The organism is Bradyrhizobium sp. CCBAU 45384 (genome assembly GCF_028128665.1).
GTDB classification, from domain to species: Bacteria; Pseudomonadota; Alphaproteobacteria; order Rhizobiales; family Xanthobacteraceae; genus Bradyrhizobium; species Bradyrhizobium manausense.
In genome coordinates this window covers 15,576-33,770 of the sequence record NZ_LBIZ01000078.1, presented here as the reverse complement: position 1 = coordinate 33,770, position 18,195 = coordinate 15,576, and the positions used below count along the sequence as shown (strand labels likewise).

At 63.3% G+C, this 18,195-nt stretch carries 22 protein-coding genes; 8 read left to right on the top strand and 14 right to left on the bottom strand.

Going from position 1 to position 18,195, the window contains the following annotated elements:
* Positions 1–419: 419 nt before the first annotated feature.
* From XH80_RS04535 to XH80_RS04525, 3 genes are all read left to right on the top strand, one after another.
* Entirely contained in the window at positions 420–980 is a 561-nt protein-coding gene (locus tag XH80_RS04535) for an NADPH-dependent FMN reductase (RefSeq protein ID WP_271597520.1), read from the top strand.
* 71 nt (positions 981–1,051) lie between these two features.
* Positions 1,052–2,302, top strand: a complete 1,251-nt coding sequence (locus XH80_RS04530; protein WP_271597519.1) for a M20 family metallopeptidase — start codon at positions 1,052–1,054, stop codon at positions 2,300–2,302.
* A 61-nt stretch (positions 2,303–2,363) separates the two neighbouring features.
* Positions 2,364–3,029: a trimeric intracellular cation channel family protein gene (locus tag XH80_RS04525; RefSeq protein ID WP_271597522.1), complete on the top strand. Its 666-nt coding sequence runs from the start codon at positions 2,364–2,366 to the stop codon at positions 3,027–3,029.
* Positions 3,030–3,334: 305 nt separating this feature from the next.
* Here XH80_RS04525 and XH80_RS04520 read toward each other — a convergent pair whose 3' ends face one another.
* The 8 genes from XH80_RS04520 to XH80_RS04485 form a co-directional block, all read right to left on the bottom strand.
* A complete protein-coding gene (locus XH80_RS04520) occupies positions 3,335–4,510 on the bottom strand; it encodes a Gfo/Idh/MocA family protein (protein ID WP_271597518.1) in 1,176 nt (391 codons plus the stop codon).
* Between the two features lie 14 nt (positions 4,511–4,524).
* Complete coding sequence (locus XH80_RS04515; protein WP_271597517.1) at positions 4,525–5,580, bottom strand: sugar phosphate isomerase/epimerase family protein; 1,056 nt, start codon at positions 5,578–5,580, stop codon at positions 4,525–4,527.
* A gap of 75 nt (positions 5,581–5,655) precedes the next feature.
* The gene (locus XH80_RS04510; protein WP_271597516.1) at positions 5,656–6,816 is read right to left on the bottom strand and encodes a Gfo/Idh/MocA family protein; all 1,161 of its coding nucleotides are present in this window, start codon (positions 6,814–6,816) and stop codon (positions 5,656–5,658) included.
* Positions 6,817–6,829: 13 nt separating this feature from the next.
* Positions 6,830–7,591 carry a sugar phosphate isomerase/epimerase family protein gene (locus tag XH80_RS04505; RefSeq protein ID WP_271597515.1) on the bottom strand — a complete coding sequence of 254 codons (762 nt, stop codon included), beginning with the start codon at positions 7,589–7,591 and terminating at the stop codon, positions 6,830–6,832.
* Between the two features lie 31 nt (positions 7,592–7,622).
* Positions 7,623–8,708, bottom strand: a complete 1,086-nt coding sequence (locus XH80_RS04500) for an ABC transporter ATP-binding protein (protein WP_271597514.1) — start codon at positions 8,706–8,708, stop codon at positions 7,623–7,625.
* Positions 8,709–8,714: 6 nt separating this feature from the next.
* Positions 8,715–9,611 carry a carbohydrate ABC transporter permease gene (locus tag XH80_RS04495; RefSeq protein ID WP_271597513.1) on the bottom strand — a complete coding sequence of 299 codons (897 nt, stop codon included), beginning with the start codon at positions 9,609–9,611 and terminating at the stop codon, positions 8,715–8,717.
* On the bottom strand, positions 9,608–10,486 hold the full coding sequence (locus XH80_RS04490; protein WP_271597512.1) for a carbohydrate ABC transporter permease: 879 nt from the start codon (positions 10,484–10,486) through the stop codon (positions 9,608–9,610). Before XH80_RS04490 ends, XH80_RS04495 begins: the two co-directional genes overlap by 4 nt.
* 75 nt (positions 10,487–10,561) lie before the next feature.
* The gene (locus XH80_RS04485; RefSeq protein ID WP_271597511.1) at positions 10,562–11,803 is read right to left on the bottom strand and encodes an ABC transporter substrate-binding protein; all 1,242 of its coding nucleotides are present in this window, start codon (positions 11,801–11,803) and stop codon (positions 10,562–10,564) included.
* A 133-nt stretch (positions 11,804–11,936) separates the two neighbouring features.
* Between XH80_RS04485 and XH80_RS04480 the strand changes: the two genes are divergently transcribed.
* From XH80_RS04480 to XH80_RS04470, 3 genes are all read left to right on the top strand, one after another.
* Positions 11,937–12,995, top strand: coding sequence for a LacI family DNA-binding transcriptional regulator (locus XH80_RS04480; protein WP_271597510.1), 1,059 nt, complete (start codon positions 11,937–11,939; stop codon positions 12,993–12,995).
* Between the two features lie 156 nt (positions 12,996–13,151).
* Complete coding sequence (locus XH80_RS04475; RefSeq protein ID WP_271597509.1) at positions 13,152–13,352, top strand: hypothetical protein; 201 nt, start codon at positions 13,152–13,154, stop codon at positions 13,350–13,352.
* A gap of 56 nt (positions 13,353–13,408) precedes the next feature.
* A complete protein-coding gene (locus XH80_RS04470) occupies positions 13,409–13,591 on the top strand; it encodes a hypothetical protein (protein ID WP_271597508.1) in 183 nt (60 codons plus the stop codon).
* Between the two features lie 3 nt (positions 13,592–13,594).
* Here XH80_RS04470 and XH80_RS04465 read toward each other — a convergent pair whose 3' ends face one another.
* The 4 genes from XH80_RS04465 to XH80_RS04450 form a co-directional block, all read right to left on the bottom strand.
* A complete protein-coding gene (locus XH80_RS04465; protein WP_271597507.1) occupies positions 13,595–13,819 on the bottom strand; it encodes a hypothetical protein in 225 nt (74 codons plus the stop codon).
* 40 nt (positions 13,820–13,859) lie between these two features.
* Positions 13,860–14,102 carry a transcriptional regulator gene (locus XH80_RS04460; protein ID WP_271597506.1) on the bottom strand — a complete coding sequence of 81 codons (243 nt, stop codon included), beginning with the start codon at positions 14,100–14,102 and terminating at the stop codon, positions 13,860–13,862.
* A gap of 97 nt (positions 14,103–14,199) precedes the next feature.
* Positions 14,200–14,409, bottom strand: a complete 210-nt coding sequence (locus tag XH80_RS04455; RefSeq protein ID WP_057757404.1) for a cold-shock protein — start codon at positions 14,407–14,409, stop codon at positions 14,200–14,202.
* Positions 14,410–14,521: 112 nt separating this feature from the next.
* Positions 14,522–14,767 carry a hypothetical protein gene (locus tag XH80_RS04450; protein ID WP_271597505.1) on the bottom strand — a complete coding sequence of 82 codons (246 nt, stop codon included), beginning with the start codon at positions 14,765–14,767 and terminating at the stop codon, positions 14,522–14,524.
* Between the two features lie 79 nt (positions 14,768–14,846).
* Here XH80_RS04450 and rpsU point away from each other — a divergent pair, with 79 nt between their 5' ends.
* Positions 14,847–15,143 carry a 30S ribosomal protein S21 gene (rpsU, locus tag XH80_RS04445; RefSeq protein WP_271597504.1) on the top strand — a complete coding sequence of 99 codons (297 nt, stop codon included), beginning with the start codon at positions 14,847–14,849 and terminating at the stop codon, positions 15,141–15,143.
* 120 nt (positions 15,144–15,263) lie between these two features.
* Positions 15,264–15,497, top strand: a complete 234-nt coding sequence (locus XH80_RS04440) for a DUF6894 family protein (protein ID WP_439408193.1) — start codon at positions 15,264–15,266, stop codon at positions 15,495–15,497.
* 109 nt (positions 15,498–15,606) lie between these two features.
* On the opposite strand, the gene XH80_RS04435 is transcribed toward XH80_RS04440, so the two are convergent.
* Together XH80_RS04435 and XH80_RS04430 are read right to left on the bottom strand one after the other, a co-directional pair.
* Complete coding sequence (locus tag XH80_RS04435; RefSeq protein ID WP_057757397.1) at positions 15,607–16,812, bottom strand: LLM class flavin-dependent oxidoreductase; 1,206 nt, start codon at positions 16,810–16,812, stop codon at positions 15,607–15,609.
* Positions 16,813–16,881: 69 nt separating this feature from the next.
* Complete coding sequence (locus XH80_RS04430; protein WP_271597502.1) at positions 16,882–18,120, bottom strand: acyltransferase family protein; 1,239 nt, start codon at positions 18,118–18,120, stop codon at positions 16,882–16,884.
* Positions 18,121–18,195 lie beyond the last annotated feature (75 nt).

Below are 18,195 nucleotides of genomic sequence, written 5' to 3'. Positions count from 1 at the left end.
TCGTGTCGATTTGGCCGCGCTTTTGGGATGACCGGTCTAATCCCGACTGCCGACTTACGGGACAGCGGAGCGACCTTCGCCTTCGGGCCAATTCCGGACTCGTGAAGCGATAGGATTTATCAATGACCCCGTGGGCGGCGAGCACGGTGTTGTGTTGGAACAGCGCGAACCTCTGCAGGTTCGGGATGCAAGATGGGCTCACCAGCAAAGAAGTCGCTCAAAAAGGTCACAAGGGCTGGCATGTTCGGTCGGGCGTATTCGGAAGCACCAGGACGGTTCTGTCCGTTGAGGGGGTGACTTGCACTCCTACCGGACGAGCGCAGATGACGATTTTTCTGCTGAAGAATTAGGATGCGGCGCCGCTTGCGATTTGGTGAATTTGGCGCGTCCGCGATCAACGATGCCGAAGGAGGCATACCATGACCGAAACACGCGACGTCGCGGTGCTCGTTGGCAGTCTCCGGAAGCAGTCTATTAATCGCAAACTGGCGAATGCGCTAGGCCAGCTCGCCCCCGCGTCATTGAAGCTCAGTGAAATCGAAATAGGCCACCTCCCGATCTACAACCAAGATAGTGACGAGGCGCCGCCTGCTGTACGGACTTCTTTTCGTGAGCGTATCAGGGCTGCAGAGGCCGTTCTCGTCGTCACGCCCGAGCACAACCGGTCAGTGCCGGCCGCACTGAAGAACGCGCTCGATATCGGATCGCGTCCGTACGGCAGGAGCGCTTGGAACGGCAAGCCTGGAGCAGTCGTCAGCGCTTCGCCGGGAGCCATCGGCGGATTCGGTGCTAACCACCATTTGAGGCAGTCTCTGGTGTTTCTTAACGTGCCAGCGATGCCGCAGCCGGAAGCCTATCTCGGCGGAGCCGACAAGCTCTTCGACGCTGATGGCAAGCTCGTCAACGAGGGGACGCGCAAGTTCCTGCAGCAGTTCATGGATGCATTTGAATCGTGGATCGTAGCCAACAGCAAGCGGTAACGGAAAAGCGACCATGGACTATCCCGGACCGCCGTAAGTTAGCTCGGCGAAATCTCACAAGGATCGGAACCATGAGCGAGACCAAGGCTCTGCAAACCCTCGACGGAATGCTTCCCGATCTGGAAGCTGTCTACAAGGATGTACACTCGCATCCGGAGCTCTCCATGCAGGAAACTCGCACGGCGGGATTGGCGGCGGACCGGCTTCGCGCCGCCGGCTACGAAGTGACCACCGGTATAGGTAAGACCGGTGTCGTTGGACTTCTTCGAAACGGCCAGGGATCCACGGTCATGCTGCGCGCCGACATGGACGCGCTGCCGATCCAGGAAGCGACTGGCCTTGCGTATGCGAGCAAGGCAACGGCGACGGACAAGGACGGCAATACGGTGCCAGTGTCGCACATGTGCGGCCACGACATGCATGTCACATGGCTTGCGGGCGCCACCAAGCTTATGGCGGAAGCCAAGGCCTCTTGGCGGGGCACGCTCATGGCGGTCTTCCAACCCGCGGAGGAAACGGGCGAAGGCGCGCAGGCCATGATTGACGACGGTCTGTTCAAGCGCTTTTCAAAACCTGACGTGATCCTGGGCCAGCATGTCATGGTTGGCCCTTCCGGCACGGTCGCCGGCCGCGCCGGCGCGATCACGTCGGCGGCGGACAGCTTGCAGATACGCCTGTTCGGACGAGGTGCGCACGGTTCGATGCCGCAGGCCAGCATTGATCCCGTCGTGATGGCCGCTTCGACCGTGCTACGGCTGCAGACCATCGTCTCGCGCGAACTGGCTGCCGCTGACGCCGCGGTGCTGACAGTGGGCGTCCTGCAGGCAGGCACCAAGGAAAACGTCATCCCGGCCGAAGCCATCATCAAGCTGAACGTACGGACCTTCGATGCCGGCGTGCGCTCACGGGTACTGGCTGCGATCGAGCGAATCGCCAATGCCGAGGCAGCAGCTTCTGGTGCGCCGCGGCCGCCGGAGATCACGACCATCGATCGCTACCCTCTGAACGTGAACAACCAGGAAGCCACCAGCCGGGTGGTGGACGCATTCCGGGGTCACTTTGGCGCCGACCGTGTCCGGGCGACGGGACCAGCCCCTGCCAGCGAGGACTTCGGATCGTTCGGTTCAGAATGGCATGTGCCCTCGGTCTTCTGGTTCGTCGGCGGCACCGATCCGGAAATTTACGCGAAGGCCAAGCATGCGAATAGAATCAACGAACTTCCGGTGAACCATAGTCCCAAATTCGCACCCGTTCTTCACCCGACGCTGCGGACCGGCGTCGAAGCGCTGGTCGTTGCCGCCCGCGCTTGGCTTACGGCATAGTGAACGCTAAGCGCCGAACCGCCCTCGCTCGCTCGAGGGTTAAGGCAAGGAAAGCCGAGTGATGGACAAGCTGCCTGTCGTACTCGACCTGACCGGGACTTTCGTCTTCGCACTCAGCGGGGCATTGGCGGGGACCAAGCGCGGTCTAGACCTCTTCGGCGTCATGGTCTTATCTTTCGCAGCAGGAAACTCGGGGGGTATCACCCGCGACCTCCTGATAGGCGCGGTGCCTCCGGGAGCCGTCGGCGACTGGTGTTATCTGGGCGTCTCGCTCCTCGCAGGGCTCGTCACCTTCTACTTCTCGCCCGTCATCGTCCGGATGTCGAACGCGGTGCTTTATCTCGACGCAGCGGGACTTGCCCTTTTTGCCGTCACAGGCTCGTCAAAGGCGCTATCGTTCGGGCTCAATCCTGTGATGGCCACCGTCCTTGGAATGGTTACCGGGATCGGCGGCGGCATGGTGCGCGACGTGCTGCTCGCCGAGATACCGACCGTCCTGCGCGCCGACCTATACGCGGTCGCTGCGCTGGCGGCAGCTGCCATCGTGGTGATCGGCCACATGCTGCAGCTACCGGTGGCTGCGGTGACGACAGTCGCGCTGATTTCATGCTTCCTGCTTCGGGTCATGGCGATCAGACGTGGTTGGCGGCTTCCGGTGGCGAAAGGGGCCAAACGACAAGACCTCGGGATCCAGAAGGAAGACTCGAAAGCTGCCGGGCGTCGCTAGGCGGCTGAAGTCGCCGAGCGAGGCCCATGGCACGCTCCGCAGCCAAGCGAACGTATGCTGATAGTTGATCGGCCTTTGTCATTTCTGATCAATCCGAACGCCGCGCAACCCGCCGCAAAGCTGTGCCTTAGGCGTTAGGATGTGTCATCGACTATTGGTCCCTTCGGGTCAAAATGCGAAGAACTCAACGGGCACAAATCCGGTCCGCCTTGCCGTACCGAGCGGACCTCGACGAAGCGCTCGGCAACGTCGCTGACGGCCAACAGCAGGCTCAAATTGTCTGCAAGCCTTGCGGGCGGAGCTTATCAACCGACGCGGACCCAGGCGCCATTGGCCGCGGATGATTTCACCGCGGCGTCGATGAACTTCATGCCGGCAAGCCCGTCATGCACCGTCGGATAGATCACCGCCGGATCGGGTTCGACGCCGGCCGCGGCGGCGCGAATGGCGCGCGCGGCTTCGGCATAGATGGTCGCAAATCCCTCGAGGTAGCCTTCGGGGTGACCTGACGGGATGCGGCTGACGCGGGCCGCGTCCGGCAGCGCGCCGGCGCCTGCGCGGGTCAGCAGCTGCTTCGGCTGGCCGTAGGGCGTGAACCAGAGATAGTTCGGATCGGACTGCGCCCATTCGAGGCCGCCCTTGGTGCCGTGGACGCGCAGCTTCAAGCCGTTCTCATTGCCGACCGCGACCTGGCTCGCCCAAAGCATGCCCTTGGCACCACCCTTCCACCTCAGAAGGATCTGGACGTCGTCGTCGAGCAGCCGCCCGGGCACGAAGGTCGAAAGCTGGGCGAGCAGTTCGTCGAGCTGGAGCCCGCTGACGAAGCAGGCGAGATGATAGGCATGAGTCCCGATGTCGCCGATGCAGCCGCCGGCGCCGGAGCGGGCCGGATCGGTGCGCCATGCCGCCTGCTTCTGGCCCGTGGCCTCAAGCCGCTCCGTCAACCAGTCCTGGAGATATTCGGCCTGGACCAGCCTGATCTCGCCGAGATCACCTGATGCCACCATGGCGCGGGCCTGACGGATCATCGGATAGCCGGCATAATTATGCGTGACGACGAAGACCTTGCCGGTCTTTTGCACCAGCGCCGCCAGCTCCTCGGCTTCCGTGACGGTCGTGGTCAGCGGCTTGTCGCAGATCACGTGGATGCCGGCTGCGAGGAAGGCCTTTGCCACCGGGCCATGCATGTGATTGGGGGTGACGATCGAGACCGCCTCGATGCCATCAGGCCGGGCGGCTTCCGCTCTGGCCATCTCCTCAAAGCTGCCATAGGCGCGGTCCGCGGCGATCCCGAGCTCCTTTGCCGAAGCTTTGGCGCGACCAGGCTCAGATGAAAGTGCACCGGCCACGAGCTCGAACTGGTCATCGATCCTGAAAGCAATGCGATGCACCGAACCGATGAAAGCCCCCTGCCCGCCGCCGACCATGCCGAGCCGGATACGGCGGTGACCCCCGGTCTCGTTGCCTGCCTCGATTGCCATCTGTTGCCTCGCTTTCAGGAGATGCCGAGCACCTTGCGGACCATCGCGACGTCGGTGCCGGCGCCGGCGAAATCGTCGAAGGCCGTTTCGGTGACGCGGATGATATGGTTTTTGATGAACTCGGCGCCTTCGCGCGCACCGTCCTCGGGATGCTTCAACGCGCATTCCCATTCGAGCACCGCCCAGCTGTCGTAATCATACTGCGTCAGCTTCGAGAACACCGCACCGAAATCGATCTGCCCGTCACCGGGCGAGCGGAAGCGGCCGGCCCGGTTCACCCAGCTCTGGAAGCCGCCATAGACGCCCTGCCGGCCGGTCGGGTTGAACTCGGCGTCCTTGACGTGAAAGGCCTTGATGCGGTCGTGGTAGATATCGATGTAGTCGAGATAGTCGAGCTGCTGCAACACGAAGTGCGAGGGATCGTAGAGCAGGTTGGCGCGGCGATGGTTGTTCACCCTTTCGAGGAACATCTCATAGGAGACGCCGTCGTGCAGATCTTCGCCGGGGTGAATCTCGTAGGCGATATCGACGCCATGCGCGTCGGCATGGTCGAGGATCGGTCGCCATCGCCTGGCGAGCTCGTCGAAGGCCTCCTCGACGAGGCCGGGCGGACGTTGCGGCCACGGATAAATATAGGGCCAGGCGAGTGCGCCTGAGAAAGTCGCGTGCGCGTTAAGCCCGAGGCGCTTCGAGGCGCGGATCGCCGACTTGACCTGGTCGATGGCCCATTCGGTGCGCGCTTTCGGATTGCCGCGCACTTCAGGCACGGCGAAGCCGTCGAACACGGCGTCGTAGGCCGGATGAACGGCGACAAGCTGGCCCTGGAGATGGGTCGAAAGCTCCGTGATCGCGAGACCGTGACGGGCAGCGACACCCTTCACCTCGTCGGCGTAATCCTGCGAGTCCGCCGCCTTCTTCAGATCGAACAGCCGCCCATCCCAGCTCGGGATCTGGACGCCGATATAGCCGAGCGAGGCGGCCCATTTGCAGATCGAATCGAAGGAATTGAACGGCGCCGTGTCGGATGCGAACTGGGCGAGGAAAATTGCCGGTCCCTTGATCATCTTCATCGCATGATTCCTTCTTGCTTGTTTCGCGTGGCGGCCTCAGCAACGATACGGCGAGGCCGCCACCCCTGTCGGGCCTCAGAACGTCTCCGCCGCCCACAGCGCCAGGGCGTCGGTCTCGGACATGGCGGCGGGCCGATCGACGCGCGAATGTATGGCGATCTCGCCGCCCTCGACACCCGCCTTCAGGGTGGCATGCATCACCTCGAGCGCATGGCTTGCCAGCGCGCCGGAGGCGCGATGCGGCGTGCCATGCAACACCGCGCTTGCGAGGTCAGCGACACCGAGGCAGCGATAATTGGCCTGGCTCGGCATGTGATCGGGCCAGTTCGGCGAGCGCCAATTCGGCTTGCCGAACGCGCGGTCATCGGCTGCGAGCGAAATCCAGTCGCTGCCCTTCTCGGTATATTGCACCACGCCTCCGAAGAAGTTCGGATCCGGCACGCGGAGCGATCCCTCGGTGCCATACAGCTCGATCGGTGCATGTCCGTGCTTCCACACATCCCAGCTCATGGTGAAGACGATGTCGGTGCCTGTCTCGAAGTGAAGAAGCGCCATCACCGTCGTCGGTGTCTCCACCGTAATCGACTTGCCGTTCATCGGTCCCTTCGAGGAGACGAGCCGCGCGGCAAAGCCGGAACTCGCGCGTCCCTGCACATGCGTCACCGATCCCAACAGATTGATCAGGGCCGCCAGGTAATAAGGCCCCATGTCGAGGATGGGTCCGCCGCCAGGCTTGAAAAAGAAGGTGGGATCCGGGTGCCAGTGCTCCATCCCGTGCGACATCAGAAAGCAGGTGCCGTAGAGCACCTTGCCGATCCTGCCGGCATCGACGAGCTCGCGCGCGGTCCGGCCGCCGCCACCGAGGAACGTGTCGGGCGCGCAGCCGAGCTTGAGGCCGCGCTGCGCCGCTTCGGCGACCAGCGCGGCTGCATCGGCGGCCTCGACCGTGATCGGCTTCTCGCCGAACACATGCTTGCCGGCGGTCAGCGCGGCGTGGCTGACCGCGAAATGCGCGTTGGGGGTGGTGAGATTGACGACGATCTGGATGTCGGGACGCGCCAGCAGCGCCTCGATCGTCAAGGCCTCGATGCCGAACAGCCCGGCCTGGTCGCGCGCGATCTCGGGGCGCAGGTCGGCGCAGGCGACCAGCCTGAGATCGCGGAAGTTCGGCATGTTCCGCAGGTAGATCGTCGAGATGTTGCCGCATCCGATGACGCCGACGCCGAGCTTGCTCATGTCACGCATTCCTTCAGTTCCAAGCGGCCACGGTCTCGCGCGCCCGGCGCGCGAAGCGGGCGACGTCGTTCGGCTTGTCATGTTCGGCGACGAACAGCGACACGTTCGCTTCCTTCATCGCGGCCAGCAACGCCGCCCAGTCCATGGTGCCGTGGCCGGGATCGGCCCAGCCGTCCTCGTCCAGGCATTGCCCTGAAGGTGCGAGGTCCTTGATGTGGCAGGCGACCAGGCGCCTGGCGTGCTTCTTGATTTCGGCGACGGGATCGCCGTTGCCGCGCACGATCCAGGCGAGATCCGCCTCCCAGACCAGCTCGGGTGCCTCCTCGAACAGGCATTCGAGATAGGTCAGCCCGCTCGCGCTGCGGCCATATTCCCAATGGTGGTTGTGCCAGCCGAAGCGCAGCCCCTCGCCTGTCACCGCCTTGCCGATCGCGGCCAGCTCGCGCCCGATGCCACGCCACTCCGTCTCGCCGCCCTCGCGTTCGCCGGGTGGCGGCGCCGGGGCAAAGATCGTATCGATCCCCAATCCCTTGCAGAGCTTCGCGGTGCCGGCGGCGTCGGCGCGCAGCCGGTCGAGTCCGACATGCGCGCTCGGCGCGGTCATGCCGTACTGCTGGAGCAGCCGCTTCAACGTATTGGGATCGTTGAACAGCGCCCCCCAGGGCTCGACCATCCTGTAGCCGAGGCCGGCAAGCAGTTTGAACTGCGCCTCGAGCGGTTCGATCGAACGGGCGGAATAGAGCTGGAAGGACAGGAGGTCTATCGGCGTGGTCATGCTGGAGTCTCGTGCGAGGTGGGTTGCGGAGTTAAAGACGCTGTCCGCTCTGGTCGTCGAACAGTGAGAAAGCTTCGGCTGGAAACCGCAAGGCAAGGCTATCGCCCGCACCCGCCTTTGCATCGGCATCGGCGCGGAAGGAGAACGCGGTCCCGTCGGCAAGGCGGCACCAGATCAGCGCGTCGGCGCCCATCGGTTCCACCATCTCGACACGTGCCGTCACGGCGGAGGGATGCTCGGAGCCGACGATCTCGATGTGCTCGGGGCGGATGCCGAGGACGGCCGGAGCATCCGATGGCGGGATGCGGAACGCGTAGCCGTTCAGGTCGAACCTGACGTCACCGGCGATGAACACCGGGGCGCCATCACGGAGGATCCGGCCGCGCAGGAAATTCATCGCGGGCGAGCCGACGAAGGAGGCCACGAAGCGGTTGGCCGGCTCGCGATAGATCTTCTTCGGCGTATCGAGCTGCTGGATGACGCCGCCCTGCATGACGGCTATACGGTCGGCAAGGGTGAGCGCCTCGATCTGGTCGTGCGTCACGTAGATCATGGTGGCGCCGAGGCGCGCGTGCAGGCGCTTGATCTCGACCCTGAGCTCGGCACGCAATTGGGCGTCGAGATTGGAGAGCGGCTCGTCGAACAGATAGACGCCGGCATGACGCACCAGCGCGCGGCCGATCGCGACGCGCTGGCGCTGCCCGCCGGAGAGTTCGGACGGACGGCGGTCGAGCAGCTCGGTCAGCCGCAGCATCTTTGCGGCCTCGCCGACACGGCTGTCGATCTCGTCCTGCGGCGTGCGCGCGACTTTCAGCCCGAAGGACAGGTTCTTGCGCACGCTCATGCGCGGATAGAGCGCGTAGCTCTGGAACACCATGGCGATGCCGCGATCCTTCGGCTCGGCCCAGGTCACGTCGCGATCGCCGATCCGGATCTGGCCGCCCTTGACCTCGATCAGTCCGGCGATGGCGTTCAGCAGGGTCGACTTGCCGCAGCCGGAGGGGCCGAGCAGCACGAGGAATTCGGAGGCGTCGACATGAAGGTCGAGGTTTTCCAGAACCTTCAAGCCGCCAAAGCCGATCTGCAGCTTCATGATATCGACGTTGGAGCGTTCCATGTTGCCTCAGCCCTTCACAGCGCCCGCGGCGATGCCGCGAACGAACCAGCGGCCGGAGCCGAAATAGATCACGAGCGGCAGCAATGCGGTCAGAAGCGTGGCCGCCATGTCGACATTGTAGGCGCGCTCGCCCTGCGTCGAGTTGACGATGTTGTTGAGCTGCACGGTCATCGGCAGATTGTCGCGGCCGGCGAACACCAGGCCGAGGATGAAATCGTTCCAGATGCCGGTGGTCTGCAGGATCACCGCGACGACGATCATCGGCGTCGCCATCGGCATCATGATGCGGGCATAGATCTGGTAGAAGCCGGCGCCGTCGATGCGCGCGGCCTTGAACAATTCGACCGGCAGCGAGGCGAAGTAGTTGCGGAACAGCAGCGTCATGGTCGGAAGCCCGAAGATCGTGTGAATGGTCACGATGGTGGCAAGCGACTGGCCGAGCCCGGTGAAGGAGAACACCCGCACCAGCGGGTAGATGAACACCTGGTAGGGGATGAAGGCGACGATCATCATCGCGCCGAACAGGATGTTCGCGCCGCGCACGCGCCACAGCGACAGCGCGTAGCCGGTCAACGATCCCACCACGATCGAGATCACCACCGACGGCAGCAATATTCGCAGCGAATTGAAGAAGCCGACCCTGATGCCCTCGCAGGTGAGGCCGGTGCAGGCCGACGTCCAGGCCTTGCCCCATGCCGCGAGGCTCGGTGAGGCCGGGAGCGCGAGCAGATGGCCCTGCCGGATCTCCGCCATCGGCTTCAAGGACGTGACGATCATGACGTAAAGCGGCAGCAGGAAATACAATGCCGTGATCAGGATGAACACATAGAGGCCCCAGCGCGCCGGGCTGATGCGCCTTGACCTCAGTCCCGGCCTGACCGCGCCAAGAGTGATCGCGCTCATCGCACCTCTCCCTTGCGCGCGCGCCAATAGAGATAGGGCGCGACGACCGCGATCACGGTCACCAGCATGGTGGTGGCGGCCGCGGCCGCAAGACCGATATTGGCCCGCTCGAACAGATGGTCCATGACGAACTTGGCGGGCACTTCGGACGCGATGCCGGGGCCGCCATTGGTCATCGACACCGAGAGGTCGTAGAGGCGCACGACGGCGGTCGAGAGCAGCACAGCCGCAGTCGCGAAGCTGGCGCCCATCATCGGGATGATGATGGAGATGTAGACCCGCCATTTCGGCAGGCCATCAACCCGCGCCGCCTTCCAGATTTCATCGTCGATGCCGCGAAGACCCGCCAGCATGATCGCCATCACCAGGCCCGAGGCCTGCCAGACGCCGGCGATCACCAGGCAGTAGATCGCGGTCTCCGGCCGCACGATCCAGTCGAAGCTTGCACCCGCGAAGCCCCAGCTGCGCAGCACATACTGGACGCCGAGCGTCGGGTTCAGCAGCCACTGCCACACCAGCCCGGTGACCACGAAGGACATCGAATAGGGATAGAGGTAGATCGAGCGGATGGTGTCCTCGGCTCGCACCCGTTGGTCGATCGCGACCGCCAGCAGGAACCCGATCAGCAGCGCCAGCGAGACGAACAGCACGCCGTAGATGACGATGTTGTGGACCGAGGTGAGCCAGCGATCGTTGCTGAACAGCAGTTGATATTGCCGGAAGCCTATGAAGTTGTTGTTCGGCAGCATCCGCGAATTGGTCAGCGACATCCACGCCGTCCAGCTCGTGGCACCGATATAGACGACGAGCATCACCATCAGCGCCGGCAGGAGCGCCGAGATCACGGATAATCGGGAGGTCAGCGAAAGACGCATCGTGTCGCCGGGTTGGAGAGGGATCGACGGATCAGGAGAGGCGGCCGACCATTCGCCGGCCGCCCCTTGCGATGCTCACTCTGCGGATTTCAGCACCGCAGCAACCTTGGCGGAGAATTCGTCGGCGCTCATATTGGTGTTCCAATATTGCGAGATGGCATCCTGCAGCGCGCCGGTCAGAGCGGGCGGCGCCAACATGTCGCCGGACGGCATTTGCTGGGCCTTGTCGGCGACATAGCGCATGCCCTTCTGGGCGCAAGCGTCCAGGGCTGACGCATCGACATCGCTCCGCACCGGGATCGAGCCCTTCTTCAGCGCGAACTGAATCTGCGTCTCCGGCGTCAGCATCAATTTCGCCAAGGTCATCTGCGCCTTGGTGGTGGCGGGGTCCTTCGCTTTCGGGAAGACGAACACATCGCCGCCCATCACATAGCCGCCGCTGCCATTGGACAGCACGGTGCAGCCATAATCCTTGTCGGGGACCTTGCCCGCCGCGACGAACTCGCCCTTGGCCCAGTCGCCCATGATCTGCATCGCGGCCTTGCCCTGGATGACCATGTTGGTCGCGTCATTCCAGTTGCGGCCGGGCGCGCCGGGATCGACATAGTCCTTCAGCTTCTTGTAGGTGACGGCGACCGTCTTGAACTCGGGGCTCTGCGCCAGCGCCGCGTCGCGCTTGCCGAGGATGCCGGTCCACATCTGCGCGCCGCCGACGCCGATCATGACCGCGTTGAACAGATTCTGCTCCCAGTTCTTCTGGCCCGAGAAGGCCAGCGGGATCACCTTGCCGTCGGCCTTGAGCTTGTCGAGAACGACGAGCGCGTCATTCCAGCTCTTCGGCTCGTCGGCGCCGACGGAGGCGAGCACGGCCTTGTTGTACCAGAGCCAGTTCTGACCGTGGATGTTGATCGGCACCGCAAACATCTTGCCGTTGCGGGTCGCCGCGGCAATGATCGCGGCGGGCATCACGCCTTTCCAATTGCCGTCGGCTGCGACCGCATCGACGTCGGCGAGCAAATCGCCTTCCACCAATTCGTCGAACTGCTTGCCGGTGTTGAGTTGCATGGCGGTCGGCGGATTGCCGGAAACGGTGCGGGTGATCGCTGCGTTTCGTGCGTTCGCCGCGCCGGCGACGGCGCTATCGATCCAGGTGCCGCCCGCCTTGGTGAACTGGTCGGCGAACACCTTCACGGCGGCGGCCTCACCGCCGGAGGTCCACCAGTGGATCACCTCCGCCTTCATTTCCTGGGCGTTGGCCGGCAACGAGACAAGCGCCGTCGTGGCGACGGCCACCGCGGCAAGCAGCGTGCGCTTCATGACTTCCCTCCCGTGTAAGCCCGTTTGCGGGCAGATGACCCTTTACAGGCTCATGTAATCGATTACATAGGATCGTATCACAACCGTAGGAATTTGCAAGCGCGGCGAGGGCCGCCCGGATCTGGATCAGCAGATGAGCAAGCGCCCCAAGGAGAGCCGTCAGCCGCCCGCGAAGATCGCCGACGTTGCGCGGCTTGCCGGCGTGTCGGTCGCGACCGTGAGCCGGACGCTGGCGCGGCCCGAAGTGGTGAGCGAGGAAACGCGCAACCGCGTGCTCGCCGCGGTCCGCGACACCTCCTATACGCCGAACATCTCGGCAAGGAATCTGCGCGTCCGCAAGACCATGGTGGTGCTTGTGGCAGTGCCCAACATCGCCAACCCGTTCTTCGCAGAGATCCTGCAGGGCATCGACGATACGCTGTCAGCCGCCGGTTACGGTCTCGTCATTGCCAATCTGGCCGGTCCGCCCGAGAAGGAGGCGCGCTATGTCGACCTGGTCTGTGCCGGCCAAGCCGACGGCGTGCTGCTGCTGTGCGGTCACGTGATCCGCAGTCGCGACCGTGACTTGCGCGACGCGCACGTGCCGCTGGTGGGGGCCTGCGAATATATTCCCGGCGCGAGCTTCCCGCAGGTTTGCATCGACAATGTCGGCGCCGCACGCGAGGCGGTGCGGCATCTGATCAAGCTCGGGCATACCAGCATCGCCTATCTGTCGGGACCGCAATCGACGATCCTGGAACGACAGCGCCTCGAAGGTTACAAGCAGGCCCTGAAAGAGGCCGGCATTGCTGCCGCGGACGGCTTGATCATATCAGGCGATTTCACCTTTCGAACCGGTGTCGAGGCCGGGCGGGCGCTGCTTGCGCTCAGCCCGGAGGTCCGTCCGACCGCATTGTTTGCCGCCAATGACGAGATGGCGATCGGCCTGATCAAGACCGTGCAGTCGGGGGGACTGCGGATCCCGCACGATCTCTCCGTCGTCGGCTTTGACGGCATTCCCTATGGGGATTATTGCGAGCCGACCTTGACCACCATTGTGCAGCCGCGTCGGGAACTCGGCGCCAGCGCGGCCGCCGAGCTGATTGCACTGATGACGACGGAGAAGTCCGCGGTGCGCAAGGATATCGAGCTTGCCGCCACATTGATATTGCGCGACAGCACGTGTCCACCATCGGCCCGCAACAGAAAATGACGGCGCGTCCCTGTTCCTGCCGGGAACTCGAACAAAGCGCTCGCTATCCCGCGGATAACAGCGCACAGTCTTATCGCCATCGAGCGGCTCTTGGCATCTATCGGTGATGTGAACGCATGTCGCGCTCCCGCTCAACCCCCACAGCGGAGCATGAGCATGTCAACTCAACGATTCCCGGAGCGATCGAACACATTCGAATATCGCCTGGCGCAAGAGGCGATCAGTTTACGCCAGCAGGCCAAGGAAATGCCCCTTGGTGTCCGCCGCACCGAGCTCTTGCAAAAAGCGCGGCAGCTTGACGTCGCCGGCGAAGTCAACAAGTGGCTGACGTCGCCTGGACTTCAGGCACCGTCCTGACGGGGGCGCAGGTCGCAAAGGTGCCCGCGGAGGATCGTCGGGCTCATGGAGGGAGAATGATCAGAAAAGACGCGAAGGCCCGCCATCTGCGGGACGCCAACAATGCTTTCAAGCCGACCGGCGAAGCCAAGCCAATGACCGACTACGCAAAAGCGGAGCGAACCTTTCAAGAAAATCGCGAGCGCCTGAAGGCGGAGCGTCTGGCGAGGGAAGGCCGTGCAAAAGAGTCTTCCAAATAGCTTCTAGAGCATCGAGAGGACGACGACCCCGTCTTCGAGCTCCCCGGAAGCAAGGCGCGCCCGCGCGATCCGCTCGAACTCGGTGCGATATTTGTGAAGATAGCTGAAGGCCTGCTTCTCGGTCTGGAACGTCGTCGTAAGTCTGCATATCTGCCGCGCTGCGCCGTGCGCGAGCGTGAAGGTGATGGTTCCACCGCCGTCCGACTTCACTCTGGGCACGATCAGCACTCCGGCTTGGGACGATCCTTGAGACGATCACTGACCTGGGTTATCGCGGCGACTTCCTTGCACGCTTCTTCAGCGCCGGTGCTGGCAAAGCTGCTGCAATAACGGCGTCAGCGGCTTCCTTGGCTTGGCGCAACTCGCGCAGTCGCGCCATGTTCTTGCGAACCTCGACACCCTGCCGTTCGACATCCGCGATCGCCCGTGCGCCCTCTTCGGCCGCCAGACGTTGGCGATGAGAGCGCGCAATTGCTTCAGGCGACGGTACAGCCGATTTCCTGGCGTTCATCCTTCACCCTGTCGTGCAATGGGCAAAACCCGCTCAATCCGGGGATCGAGCGGGCATCACAGCCGTTTCAGTACATCCGTGAAACGGCGCAGCGAGATCAGGCCAGCGAGAGATTCTCTGCGCTGACTTTGCCCCGCATCTTGTCGGTCTTGGCCTCGAAATTGACCTTCTGGCCCTCACCGAGGCCCGCAAGGCCGGCGCGTTCGACCGCACTGATGTGAACGAACACATCGTTGCTGCCATCGTCCGGCTGAATGAATCCGAAGCCCTTTTGGCCGTTAAACCACTTCACTGTACCTGTCGTCATGCTCTTCTCCAAAGCGCGCAAGCGCGTGCCGCGCGACAATCACGCGGTCGTTTCAACTTCGTCGATGTCTTTGGAAAAGGAGCCCGCAGGCGCGATCAACAAGGCACAGCGGCTAATCGAATGACGCAAATATACACGACATCTGCGCTTTTGCAAGGAATACGGCCAATTTGTTTTCAAAGCGGCGGTTTTGACGCTGTTCGGGCGCCATTCCAGACGGAACGCCGGCACGCGCAAAGGCCTTTATCGATTGACTTGGCCGCGCGGGGGTGGTCACGTCGTCGCCACTGAACCGCATCGCCGTAACACGCAAACCTGCGCGTTCGAGGCCGGCGAAGACATCAGCGGTCGCCCTCATTCTCCAATTCGTCACCGGTCTCCTGCGCAATCGGCTGCGTGCAGGATCATTCCATCTTGCAGCCCAGCGAGGAGTTTCAATGCAGGTTCTTGTCCGCGACAACAATGTCGACCAGGCGCTTCGTGTCCTGAAGAAGAAGATGCAACGGGAAGGCGTCTTCCGCGAAATGAAGCAGCGGCGCGCTTACGAGAAGCCTTCGGAGAGAAAGACGCGCGAGAAATCCGAAGCCATCAGGCGGGCCCGCAAGCTCGCCCGCAAGCAGGCCATCAGGGAAGGCTTGTTGCCGGCGCCTCCGAAGAAGAAGCTCCCCGAACGCAAGGCACCTCTTCCACAGACGTCGGCGTCCGCGAGCCAGGCTCCGATTTCCCCAAGGTGAGAAGCGACAGCTTCACTGTCCCTATCAGCTTCGCATTGAACCTGGCGGCGCCCTCGCCGATCAGGAACCGCCTGCGAATGCTGGTGTTGAAGCAGGGCCACATCAGAGGGTGATGCGGTGATGCGCTATTATTTCGACATCAGGGACAGCACCGGGCTCTATCCCGACGAGGAAGGGCTGGAGTTTCCAACTCAGCGCGAAGCTGAAGTAGAAGCAGCCGAGACGCTGGCAGGACTGGCGCGCGATCTCGCGAGCCTGGATGAACGGGAAGACGTTGCGGTCGAGGTGCGCACCGACAGCGGGAGCTTGTTTCAGGCGGCGTTCATCTTCAGCAGCAACAGAACGACGCAATAGAGCTGGCGGAACTTCAATCGCAGTTCAGGTGACCAGGCCCAGCGAGCAAGCGCAGCACTTCGCAGACGTCCTGGCGAAAGCCAGGACGACGATGTGGAGGTGGGCAGCCCTACCCAGCTGCGGCCTTCACTGGGGCGACAGTGATCGCGAGCTTGCCGTAGCGGTCCGTGAAGGCTTCAGTATCGATCTCTTCGAGCTGGATCTCGCCGCTCATCACGCTGCTCTTCCAGGCGGCCTGGGCCGGATCGTTCTGAAACTCCGGCATCACTTCGCGGCCGAACAGCTCGAGCGATTCGCAGATGTGCTCGTGGCTGTTCTTGCCGGCCTGATTGAGCAGGATGACCTGGTCGATATGCGAGGACTGGAAGCGCTTCAGCTTTCGCCTGATGGTCTCGGGTGAGCCGATCAGGCCGCCGCGCAGCGCGGCCTCCTGCGCCTCCGGATTGTCGCGCTTCCACTTGTTATATTCGTCCCACATGTTCACCGTGTACGGCGCCGGACGTTGGCGGTTCTGCGCGGCACCGTAGAAACGCAGCGCGAACTGGAAGAAGGTGGCGCCGTCGGCGCGGGCACGCGCCTCCTCATCCGTCCTGGCGCACATGAAGAACGACACCAGCGCCATGTTCGGGTTGATCTCGTAGTCGGCGAGCTTGTGCAGCCGTTTCGTCATGGCGTTGTAGTAAGCGTGCACCCAGGCATGCGCAGCATCGGCACTGACGAACTGGAAGCCGAGCGCGCCAAAGCCGTGGCGGCCGGCGCGCTCGATGGTCGGCAGCTGCGAGCAGGCCATCCACAGCGGCGGGTGCGGCTTCTGCACCGGCTTCGGCACGACGTTGCGCAAGGGGATGTCGAAATATTTGCCGTGATGCTCCGAGCCTGCGTCCTTGAACATCGGGAAGATCGCAGCGACCGCCTCCTCGAACACCTCCTTCTTGGTCTCCATGTCGCGGCCGAACGGCGTCAGCTCGGTGATCGAGGCGCTCTCGCCCATGCCAAACTCGCAGCGGCCGTTGGAGAGCAGGTCGAGCACCGCGACACGCTCGGCGACCCGCGCCGGATGGTTGGTGGTGAGCTGGAGAATACCGTGGCCGAGGCGGATGTTTTTGGTGCGCTGGCTCGCGGCGGCAAGAAACGATTCCGGTGAAGGCGAGTGCGAATATTCCTCGAGGAAGTGATGCTCGACCACCCAGGCATGGTCGTAGCCGAGACGGTCGGCGAGTTCCATCTGCGAGAGCGCGTTCTGGTAAAGGGCGAGCTCGTCGCCGGCCACCCAGGGCCGCGGCAGTTGCAGCTCATAGAAGATGCCGAACTTCATGACGCCTCTCCCAGTTTTCTTGCCCGCTTGTTCTTGTTGCGGGCATCTTAATGCGTGAGGCGGCGCTGTCTACGCAGTCGCAATTCCGCCTTGCGGGAGAACGCGCCTCATTGCGCGGCGGCCATTCAGCACCGCGCCGACGAAGGTGAAGCGCACCATCAGATGATAGCTCGCAAGCATCAGCGGAATCGCAACGACGAGAATGATTGCGAACTTGACCAAAGCGGGCCAGTCGCGCTGCGACAGCGCGACCTGCAACGCCATCACGATCGGCAGGTGGATCAGATAGAGCCAGTAGGAGGCATCGGCGAGATAGCGCCATGTCGGACTGAAGCCGGACATGAAACGGAGCGCAAGCCCGAGCGCTGCGAAGGTCGTTATCCAGATCGCGGGCGCATAGAGGATGGCGGAGGCAAGCCGGAGCGTGGCGAAGCTATATGGCAGTTTCGGCGCACCCGGGGCAGACAGCATCACGCCGGACAAGACGAAGCCGATCATGATCAGACAGAGCGCAGCCAAGAGATGCGCAAGCCAGCGCCGCTCGAGGATCCGCAGCAGATCAATCTGCCGATGCAGCAGCCAGCCGGCGCCAAAGGCGGTGCCGAAACCGATCCAGGCCTGCGCATTGGTGATGAGCGATTGATCCGGCGTCCTCACCCCCATCACATTGACCCATCTTGGGTCGAGGCAGAAGGCGATGCCGATCGGGATCGCCAGCACCAGCGGCGCCAGCGGATTGCGGATGATCCGCGCAAAGAGGCGGTCGATGACCGTTCGCAGCGAGCCCGACGCGTCGAGCCAGACGATCGCGCCGCGCAGCAGCAGCGTGGCGGCATAGAGCTGCAGCAACACATAGAGAAACCAGAGATGGGTCAGGCGGAAATTCGGCAAGGGCGGCAGCCAGCTGGACGCCCATTGGATCGAACCGCCATTCGGAAAATTTCCGGCCCAGCTGATCACCAGGGCGATCGGCACGAACAGCAGCGGCCAGCCGATCACGAGCGGCAGCGCGATCCGCTGCAGCCGGTCCTTGACAAAGTCGAAGGCGCCGCGGCGATGGAAGCTCATGCGGGCGAAGAAGCCGGCCATCAGGAAGAACGTCGTCATCCGGAAGACATGGATGGCGAAAGACAGCAGGCTCAGGATCAGGCTTGGATGCGTGTCCTGGATGACCCAGAACCGGGGCGAGGACGGCACGAACGACAATGTCGCGTGCAGGACGATGCCAAGCAGCAGCGCGATGCCCCTTAGGGCATCGAGGGCGTGAAGACGTTCGGATGCGGGAGTGACTGCGCTCGAATGGGACATGGACGGGCTCTCGGTGGCTGACTTTCTGCCGCACAATCTGTCCCATCAGGGCGCGTGCCTCTCGCCCGATCCAAA

Coding starts and splice junctions, on each gene's coding strand:
- XH80_RS04515 (WP_271597517.1), bottom strand. CDS start 5,580: ATGAAGATGATCAAGGGACCGGCAATTTTCCTCGCCCAGTTCGCATCC.
- XH80_RS04525 (WP_271597522.1), top strand. CDS start 2,364: ATGGACAAGCTGCCTGTCGTACTCGACCTGACCGGGACTTTCGTCTTC.
- XH80_RS04500 (WP_271597514.1), bottom strand. CDS start 8,708: ATGGAACGCTCCAACGTCGATATCATGAAGCTGCAGATCGGCTTTGGC.
- XH80_RS04495 (WP_271597513.1), bottom strand. CDS start 9,611: ATGAGCGCGATCACTCTTGGCGCGGTCAGGCCGGGACTGAGGTCAAGG.
- XH80_RS04505 (WP_271597515.1), bottom strand. CDS start 7,591: ATGACCACGCCGATAGACCTCCTGTCCTTCCAGCTCTATTCCGCCCGT.
- XH80_RS04510 (WP_271597516.1), bottom strand. CDS start 6,816: ATGAGCAAGCTCGGCGTCGGCGTCATCGGATGCGGCAACATCTCGACG.
- XH80_RS04535 (WP_271597520.1), top strand. CDS start 420: ATGACCGAAACACGCGACGTCGCGGTGCTCGTTGGCAGTCTCCGGAAG.
- rpsU (WP_271597504.1), top strand. CDS start 14,847: ATGCAGGTTCTTGTCCGCGACAACAATGTCGACCAGGCGCTTCGTGTC.
- XH80_RS04520 (WP_271597518.1), bottom strand. CDS start 4,510: ATGGCAATCGAGGCAGGCAACGAGACCGGGGGTCACCGCCGTATCCGG.
- XH80_RS04490 (WP_271597512.1), bottom strand. CDS start 10,486: ATGCGTCTTTCGCTGACCTCCCGATTATCCGTGATCTCGGCGCTCCTG.
- XH80_RS04440 (WP_439408193.1), top strand. CDS start 15,264: ATGCGCTATTATTTCGACATCAGGGACAGCACCGGGCTCTATCCCGAC.
- XH80_RS04470 (WP_271597508.1), top strand. CDS start 13,409: ATGATCAGAAAAGACGCGAAGGCCCGCCATCTGCGGGACGCCAACAAT.
- XH80_RS04480 (WP_271597510.1), top strand. CDS start 11,937: ATGAGCAAGCGCCCCAAGGAGAGCCGTCAGCCGCCCGCGAAGATCGCC.
- XH80_RS04530 (WP_271597519.1), top strand. CDS start 1,052: ATGAGCGAGACCAAGGCTCTGCAAACCCTCGACGGAATGCTTCCCGAT.
- XH80_RS04455 (WP_057757404.1), bottom strand. CDS start 14,409: ATGACGACAGGTACAGTGAAGTGGTTTAACGGCCAAAAGGGCTTCGGA.
- XH80_RS04460 (WP_271597506.1), bottom strand. CDS start 14,102: ATGAACGCCAGGAAATCGGCTGTACCGTCGCCTGAAGCAATTGCGCGC.
- XH80_RS04475 (WP_271597509.1), top strand. CDS start 13,152: ATGTCAACTCAACGATTCCCGGAGCGATCGAACACATTCGAATATCGC.
- XH80_RS04435 (WP_057757397.1), bottom strand. CDS start 16,812: ATGAAGTTCGGCATCTTCTATGAGCTGCAACTGCCGCGGCCCTGGGTG.
- XH80_RS04450 (WP_271597505.1), bottom strand. CDS start 14,767: ATGAGGGCGACCGCTGATGTCTTCGCCGGCCTCGAACGCGCAGGTTTG.
- XH80_RS04430 (WP_271597502.1), bottom strand. CDS start 18,120: ATGTCCCATTCGAGCGCAGTCACTCCCGCATCCGAACGTCTTCACGCC.
- XH80_RS04485 (WP_271597511.1), bottom strand. CDS start 11,803: ATGAAGCGCACGCTGCTTGCCGCGGTGGCCGTCGCCACGACGGCGCTT.